Raw genomic sequence first — 7,757 nt, 5'->3', positions numbered from 1 at the left:
GAAGCGGGCGTGAGCGAGGGAACCGCGCAGCGGCGGACGGGGCTGGCGCAGGGCCGGGGAGTGCAGAGGGCGCGGCCAGGCGTCCTCTGCCCGGTCGCCGTGCCGGGGCAGAGGCAGCTGCCGCCGCTGACGGCGAACGGAACCGGCCCCCGTGGCGAACGGAACCGGCCCCCCGTGCCGAACGGAACCGGCGCCCGCCCTCGCGGCAAGCAGAACCGGCCTCCGTCACAGATCCTGCTTATACACCCTCACCCGCTCGGCGGGAAACTCCAGCGCCTCACAGACAAACTCCCAGCCGTGCCGCTCGTAGTAGCCGGCAAACGTTGACCACAGCCAGAGACGCGCGTGACCACGCTCGCGGGCAAAACCGATCACGTGCTGCTGCAGCGCCTCGCTGACTCCCTGGCCGCGCGAGGCGGGATCGACATAGAGCGCAGCCGCCCACGGCCAGAGATCCTGACGGCTGATAAGATCGCAGCGCCAGAAACCGATAGTGCCCAGCGGAATATCGTGCGCATCCAGCGCAACAAACGTCACTGGCAGATCCGCGCCATTGAGGCTGCTGCGCACGATACTGTGATAAAACTCACGCGTCGTGCCTGCACCAAACGCCTGCCACAGCCAGTCGGTTATCTGGCTGGCGTGGTGCGGCACGCTGCTGAGCGGCACAATACGCATCAGTTCCGCTCCAGCGCCAGCAGCTCCTGAATCGTCTGCGCACGGCGGATCTCACGTACGCTGCCGTTTTCAAACAGCAGCTCCGGGATCAGCGGGCGGCTGTTGTAGTTGGAGGACATCGACGCTCCGTAGGCCCCGGTGTCATGAAACACCAGGTAATCGCCCGGCTGTACGGCGGGCAGCGTGCGGGTCTCCACCTTCCCTCCCTCCTGCTGGGTAAACACATCACCTGATTCACACAGCGGCCCGGCGACCACACTCTCCTGCGTGGCTGCACCCGGCGTACGGCCATCAGCGGGCAGTACCGAGATATGGTGATAGCTGCCATACATGGCCGGACGCATCAGATCGCTGAAGCCCGCATCGACCAGCACAAAGTGACGGCTGCCCATCGCTTTGACCGCCCGCACCTGCGACACCAGCACGCCTGATTCAGCGACCAGAAAGCGGCCCGGTTCAATTTCCAGCTTCACCGGATGCCCGAGGTGTGCGGCAATCCGATCGCGCGCGCGGCTCCAGAGGCCAAAATAGTGATCGGTATCGATCGCTTCTTCATCAAAGCGGTAGGGAATAGAGAGCCCGCCCCCGGCTGAGATGGCGCTGAGATCCTGACCAAACGCAATCACCTGGTCGACCATGGCGTCACACACCTGCTGCAGATGACCATAATCCACGCCGGAGCCGATATGCATATGCAGCCCCACCAGCTGCAGGTCGTACTGCTGGATCGCAGCCAGCGCCAGCGGCAGATCGCCATACCAGATGCCGTGCTTGCTGTTTTCGCCGCCGGTGTTGGTTTTCTGACTGTGGCCGTGACCAAAGCCGGGATTGATGCGCAGCCAGACTTTATGGCCTGGTGAGCGTGCGCCCAGCTGGTGCAGCATATCTACGGAACCGGCATTCACCGGTATCTGCAGCTCAGCCACGCGCTGAAGCGTCGGCAGATCCAGCAGGTCCGCTGTAAATACAATGTCCTCGCCGCCGGGCTCAAATCCCGCCGCCAGCGCGCGTTCAATCTCTCCCAGCGAGACGGAATCAACTTTCACACCGGCCAGACGCATCAGGCGCAGGATATGAATATTTGAGCAGGCTTTCTGCGCAAAGCGCACCACGTCAAACTGGCTGAGCTGCGCAATACGCTGCTGAATAATGGCGGCGTCATAGGCCCAGAACGGACCGCTGTAGCGCTGTGCCAGCGGCAGCAGATGGGTAGCATTAAGGGCGGATTCAGTGGTGTCTAACGGACGTGGCATAACAATTCTCCTGTACTGTTACGTCCATTTAGCCATAGCGTATCGATTCACAGAAATATCTTTTTTAGCGGCAGCTATGCAAATATGATATGCCTTTGAGGGAGGGACGATGGCGAACATTAACTGGCGGCACATTGAGATTTTTCATGCGGTAATGACCAGCGGTAATCTCACGCAGGCCGCCGCGCTGCTGCACACTTCGCAACCCACCGTCAGCCGTGAGCTGGCGCGTCTGGAGCAGCAGCTGGGACTGACGCTGTTTGAACGGGTACGCGGTCGTCTGCAGCCTACCATGCAGGGCCTGAGCCTGTTTGAAGAGGTGCAGCGCTCCTGGTACGGACTGGACCGTATCCTGGATGCGGCGGAAGGATTGCGGCAGTTTCGGCACGGAGAGCTTTCAGTGGCCTGCCTGCCGGCATTTTCGCAGTCGCTGCTGCCGCCTTTGCTGCAACCCTTTATGCAGCGCTATCCGCAGGTGAACCTGAACATTATTCCGCAGGAGTCGCCGCTGCTGGAGGAGTGGCTGTCGGCGCAGCGCTACGATCTCGGCCTGACCGAGACACAGCATGCACCTGCCGGCACGGAGCGCTTCTCCCTGCTGACCTGCGATGAAGTGTGCGTGCTGCCGCCGCAGCATCCGCTTTGTCAGCGCGATGTGCTGACACCTGCGGATTTCCATCAGCAAAATTTTGTCAGCCTGTCGCGGCATGACAGCTATCGTCAGCTGCTGGATGCGCTGTTTCTGGAACAGCAGGTTGAGCGACGGCTGGTGCTGGAGACCCACAGCGCCGCGTCGGTGTGCGCGATGGTGCGCGCCGGGATTGGTCTGTCAATTGTGAATCCGCTCACCGCGCTGGATTACGCGGCGAGCGGCGTGGTAATGCGGCGTTTCAGTATCAGCGTGCCGTTTACCGTGAGCCTGATCCGCCCGCAGCACCGGCCCGCCTCTGCGCTGGTTGACCGCTTCTGCCACCATCTGCAGCAACAGGTGGCGGCGTTTCCGGGGCTTATCGCCGCGCAGCTCGCTTAGACGCGAACCGTATCGCCCTGCCCGCTGGCGTTGCGGAAGGTGATCACACACACCACCAGGCCGACAGCGGCGATGGCGGCAGCCGCAACCGGCACTGCCGTCAGGCCGTAGCCGTGCGCAATAACGGCGCCGCCCACCCAGGCGCCGAGCGCATTACCCACATTAAATGCAGCGATATTCAGCGTGGACACCAGATTAGGCGCCTCTTTGCCGTGACGTACCACGTTGATCTGCAGACCCGGTACGGTGGCAAACGTCGCCATTGCCCACAGGAACAGCGTGATTTCAGCCAGCCAGAGCGCATGACTGGTCCAGCTGAAGAGCAGCGAGAACAGCGCAATCAGCGAGAAGCTGAGGATCAGACTGAAAGAGACTTTCCAGTCTGCCAGTTTACCGCCAATAATGTTGCCCGCCGTGAGGCCGGCGCCGATCAGGAACAGCGTCCAGCTCACGCCGCGATCGCTGATGCCGGTAACCTGAAGCAGCAGTGGCGCAATATAGCTGAACAGCGCAAACATCGCGGCGGCAAAGCAGACCGTCATCAGCAGTGACAGCCAGAGCCGTCCGTTGGCCAGGGCGCTAATCTCACTGGCCAGGTGAACCGGCTTCTCTTCTTTATTTGCCGGCAGGCTGACTATCAGGGCGATAAACGCCAGAATGCCGATAATCGCCACGCCCCAGAAGGTGGCCCGCCAGCCAAACAGCTGACCAAACCAGGTGCCAAGCGGCACGCCCAGCACGTTTGCCAGCGTCAGACCGGTAAACATCAGCGCCACTGCGGACGCCTGACGGCCCGGCGCTACCAGGCTCGCTGCCACCACCGATCCAATGCCAAAAAACGCGCCGTGACAGAGTGCGGTGACCACGCGTGCCAGCATCAGCAGGTTATAGCTATAGGCCAGCGCGCACAGCACGTTGCCGATAATAAAAATCACCATCAGCAGGCTCAGCGTGCGCTTACGCGGCAGGCTGGCGGTCAGCAGCGCCATAATTGGTGCGCCAATCGCCACGCCGAGCGCGTAACCGCTGATCAGCCAGCCGGCTGAAGGAATCGACACCTGCAGATCGCCTGCCACTTCCGGCAGTAATCCCATAATGACAAACTCCGTGGTGCCAATGGCGAACGCACTCAGCGCCAGCGCCAGTAATGCAACAGGCATAACACACTCTCCCAAGATAATTTTGCAGGCGGGCCGTGCTGCGAACACAGCACGGTAAAACAGAACGCTTATTAATATTTGAACTGCGTCACGCAGCATTAAAGCACAGCCCTGCCAGCGCAACCACCCTGCACGCCGCAAGGCTATGTTGCCGGCGCGGCAATAATCCGCACGGGTCCGGCTTGTGGCACAGTGCCGGATAGTGATAGCGTTGCCCGGCATTCAGCCGGCGGAGGCTGGTAGCGGTCAGAACGCAGCGCCCAGGTGAGCGCCCCTACAGGAGAAAAAAGAGATGCGCCGGATAATTGCGCTGGCCGCATGCTGCCTCAGCGGCTGCTCGGTCGGACACTATGAGTACAGTAAAGAAGCCGCGCGCCGGGTGGATATGACCGTTACCGGTATTCCCACTATTCTTGGGATCGGCACGCTGGGCACGACTATTCCGCTGACCCCTGACTACAGCCTGACGGCGGCACACGTGGCGAAATATTCCCTTTACCGGGTAAAAGCCTGGCATCCCGACTGCGATCTTGCCGTGGTCTACCATAAAAATCAGGCGGGCAGCCTGCCGCCGGCGTTCCGTAACGGTCATATTGGCGATCGCGTTAATCTCTATGGCTACAGCTTTATCTCCGCTCTGCCGGTCGCCTCCAGCGGTGAGAATCTGGTGAATACCACGCTGGTAAACGGCTGGAACAAAGCAAACTGTGTGGTGGTGGCGGCCAGTGCGGGCGTAGTGAAAGGCATGTCGGGCGGTGCAGTTTATAACGCCAGTGACGATACGCTGGCCGGGGTCATCGTGGGCTTCAGTCGGCGAATCGACGATAACCAAAGCGGAAAAACGCTGTATAACGATGTGGCGCTCTACGTACCGTATGCGCGCTTTCAGACGTGGCTGGCAGACGTGCTCACGCCGTGATAACCGCTGCCCGTCTCTTTCCCGGGAGAGAGACGGGCAGCGCCTGCCGTTACTTCGCCGTCGGGCGCAGCGCCGGGAACAGGATCACATCGCGAATGGTGTGGCTGTTGGTAAACAGCATTACCATACGGTCGATGCCGATACCCAGGCCAGCCGTTGGTGGCAGACCATGCTCCAGGGCGGTCACGTAATCTTCATCGTAGAACATCGCTTCGTCATCGCCGGCATCTTTTGCATTCACCTGCTGCAGGAAACGCTCTGCCTGATCTTCAGCATCGTTCAGCTCTGAGAAGCCGTTACCGATTTCACGACCGCCAATAAAGAACTCAAAGCGATCGGTGATCTCCGGGTTCTCGTCATTACGGCGCGCCAGCGGTGAAACCTCCGCCGGATATTCGGTGATGAAGGTGGGCTGGATCAGATGAGCTTCCGCCGTCTCTTCAAAGATCTCCGTCACTACGCGACCCAGACCCCAGCTTTTCTCCACTTTGATATGCAGCGCGCTGGCGATCGCCACCGCTTTGTCAAAGTCTTCCAGATCGGCCAGGTCCGTTTCCGGACGATATTTTTTGATCGCTTCACGCATCGTGAGCTTCTCAAAAGGCTTACCGAAGTCAAAGGTGTGTTCGCCATATGCCACTTCAGTGGTGCCCAGCACGTCCTGCGCCAGCGTACGGAACAGGCTCTCAGTCAGCTCAATCAGATCTTTGTAATCTGCATACGCCATATAGAGTTCCATCATGGTGAACTCAGGATTATGACGCGGCGAGATGCCTTCGTTACGGAAGTTACGGTTGATCTCAAACACGCGATCGAAGCCGCCCACTACCAGACGCTTCAGGTAGAGCTCCGGCGCAATACGCAGATACATATCGATATCCAGCGCATTGTGATGGGTGATGAAAGGACGTGCAGAAGCGCCGCCCGGGATCACCTGCATCATTGGCGTTTCCACTTCCATAAAGTCGCGGTTTACCATGAACTGGCGAATACCTGCCATGATTTTCGAGCGCACCTGGAAGGTGTGACGCGATTCATCATTGGAGATCAGATCAAGATAGCGCTGGCGATAGCGCGTCTCCTGGTCAGCCAGTCCGTGGAACTTGTCTGGCAGCGGACGCAGTGCTTTGGTCAGCAGGCGCAGTTCTGAGATATGGATTGAGAGCTCGCCGGTTTTGGTTTTAAACAGCTTACCGCGTGCACCCAGAATATCGCCCAGATCCCACTTCTTGAACTGCTCGTTGTAGACGCCTTCCGGCAGATCGTCGCGCGAAACGTAGATCTGGATCTGACCGCCCACATCCTGCAGCGTGGCAAACGACGCCTTGCCCATGATACGGCGCGTCATCATACGACCGGCAACGCTGACTTCCACGCCCAGTGCTTCCAGCTCTTCGTTGCTCTTGTCGTCATAGCTGGCGTGCAAACGATCGGAGGTGGTGTCACGACGAAAATCGTTAGGAAACGCCACGCCCTTTTCACGCAGCGCGCTGAGTTTTTCGCGACGCGCTTTCAGTTCGTTGTTTAACTCAAGTGCGGCGTCAGCGTTCTGCGGTTGTTGTTCAGACATGTCGGTTCCTTATAGCCCTGCTTTTAAACTTGCTTCGATAAAACGATCCAGATCGCCATCCAGCACCGCCTGGGTATTGCGGGTCTCTACGCTGGTACGCAGATCTTTGATGCGGGAGTCATCCAGCACGTAAGAACGAATCTGGCTGCCCCAGCCGATATCCGATTTGTTCTCTTCTGCGGCCTGCTTGTCAGCATTTTTCTTCTGCATCTCATATTCATAGAGCTTGGCACGCAGCTGTTTGAAGGCCTGGTCTTTGTTCTTGTGCTGTGAACGGTCGTTCTGGCACTGCACCACAATGTTGGTCGGCAGGTGGGTAATACGCACCGCAGACTCGGTTTTGTTGACGTGCTGACCACCCGCACCCGATGCGCGATAGACGTCAATGCGCAGATCGGCCGGGTTGATATCGATATCGATGTTGTCATCCACTTCCGGATAGATAAACACCGAACTGAACGAGGTGTGACGACGGCCGCCGGAGTCAAACGGACTCTTGCGTACCAGGCGGTGAACGCCGGTTTCCGTACGCAGCCAGCCGTAGGCGTAGTCACCGATGATCTTGATGGTGGCAGATTTGGTGCCTGCAACTTCGCCTTCCGACTCTTCGATGATCTCGGTTTTAAACCCTTTGGCCTCTGCCCAGCGCAGATACATGCGCAGCAGCATACTGGCCCAGTCCTGCGCTTCCGTACCGCCGGAGCCTGCCTGAATATCCATGTAGCAGTCAGCGCTGTCATACTCGCCTGAGAACATGCGGCGGAATTCCAGCTCACCCAGCTTTACTTCCAGCGCGTCGAGCTCAACCACGGCTTCGTTGAAGGTTTCTTCATCGTCCGCTTCAACCGCCAGCTCCAGCAGGCCCTGCACATCTTCCAGACCCTGGTGCATATGCTCGAGGGTTTCAACGACGGCTTCCAGCGACGCGCGCTCTTTGCCGAGCGCCTGCGCGCGTTCAGGTTCATTCCAGACGTCCGGCTGTTCCAGCTCGGCGTTTACTTCTTCAAGACGTTCTTTCTTGGCATCGTAGTCAAAGATACCCCCTAAGAACGCCGCTGCGCTCGCTGAGGTCCTGGATACGATTTTTGACCGGATTAATTTCAAACATGGCTTTTCAGTCTTTTTTGGCGATACGGTGAGAAAAGAT

General features: G+C 58.9%; 7 protein-coding genes. 2 read left to right on the top strand and 5 right to left on the bottom strand.

The features are described from left to right. Positions 1 to 225: 225 nt before the first annotated feature. On the bottom strand, positions 226 to 678 hold the full coding sequence (locus tag BBA90_RS05495) for a GNAT family N-acetyltransferase (protein ID WP_084798749.1): 453 nt from the start codon (positions 676 to 678) through the stop codon (positions 226 to 228). Then, positions 678 to 1,931 carry a diaminopimelate decarboxylase gene (lysA, locus tag BBA90_RS05490; protein ID WP_065648274.1) on the bottom strand — a complete coding sequence of 418 codons (1,254 nt, stop codon included), beginning with the start codon at positions 1,929 to 1,931 and terminating at the stop codon, positions 678 to 680. The genes BBA90_RS05495 and lysA overlap by 1 nt, the downstream gene beginning before the upstream one ends. A gap of 109 nt (positions 1,932 to 2,040) precedes the next feature. Here lysA and BBA90_RS05485 point away from each other — a divergent pair, with 109 nt between their 5' ends. Continuing rightward, complete coding sequence (locus BBA90_RS05485; protein WP_065648273.1) at positions 2,041 to 2,961, top strand: LysR family transcriptional regulator; 921 nt, start codon at positions 2,041 to 2,043, stop codon at positions 2,959 to 2,961. Here BBA90_RS05485 and BBA90_RS05480 read toward each other — a convergent pair. Beyond that, positions 2,958 to 4,121 (bottom strand): MFS transporter, encoded by a 1,164-nt coding sequence (locus BBA90_RS05480; protein ID WP_065648272.1) that lies wholly within the window; start codon positions 4,119 to 4,121, stop codon positions 2,958 to 2,960. The genes BBA90_RS05485 and BBA90_RS05480 overlap by 4 nt on opposite strands. A gap of 292 nt (positions 4,122 to 4,413) precedes the next feature. Between BBA90_RS05480 and BBA90_RS05475 the strand changes: the two genes are divergently transcribed. Beyond that, entirely contained in the window at positions 4,414 to 5,040 is a 627-nt protein-coding gene (locus BBA90_RS05475; RefSeq protein WP_065648271.1) for a hypothetical protein, read from the top strand. 49 nt (positions 5,041 to 5,089) lie between these two features. Here BBA90_RS05475 and lysS read toward each other — a convergent pair whose 3' ends face one another. Together lysS and prfB are read right to left on the bottom strand one after the other, a co-directional pair. Continuing rightward, on the bottom strand, positions 5,090 to 6,610 hold the full coding sequence (gene lysS / locus BBA90_RS05470) for a lysine--tRNA ligase (protein ID WP_039380000.1): 1,521 nt from the start codon (positions 6,608 to 6,610) through the stop codon (positions 5,090 to 5,092). 9 nt (positions 6,611 to 6,619) lie between these two features. Further along, positions 6,620 to 7,718, bottom strand: a protein-coding gene (gene prfB / locus BBA90_RS18695) for a peptide chain release factor 2 (RefSeq protein WP_139074170.1) whose coding sequence is annotated in 2 segments (ribosomal slippage) — positions 6,620 to 7,642 and positions 7,644 to 7,718 — 1,098 coding nt in all. Because the reading frame shifts where the segments join, the coding sequence is not laid out codon by codon here. Positions 7,719 to 7,757 lie beyond the last annotated feature (39 nt).

The organism is Pantoea eucrina (genome assembly GCF_001691555.1).
Classification (GTDB): domain Bacteria; phylum Pseudomonadota; class Gammaproteobacteria; order Enterobacterales; family Enterobacteriaceae; genus Pantoea; species Pantoea borealis.
This window is presented reverse-complemented; position numbering and strand designations above follow the sequence as displayed.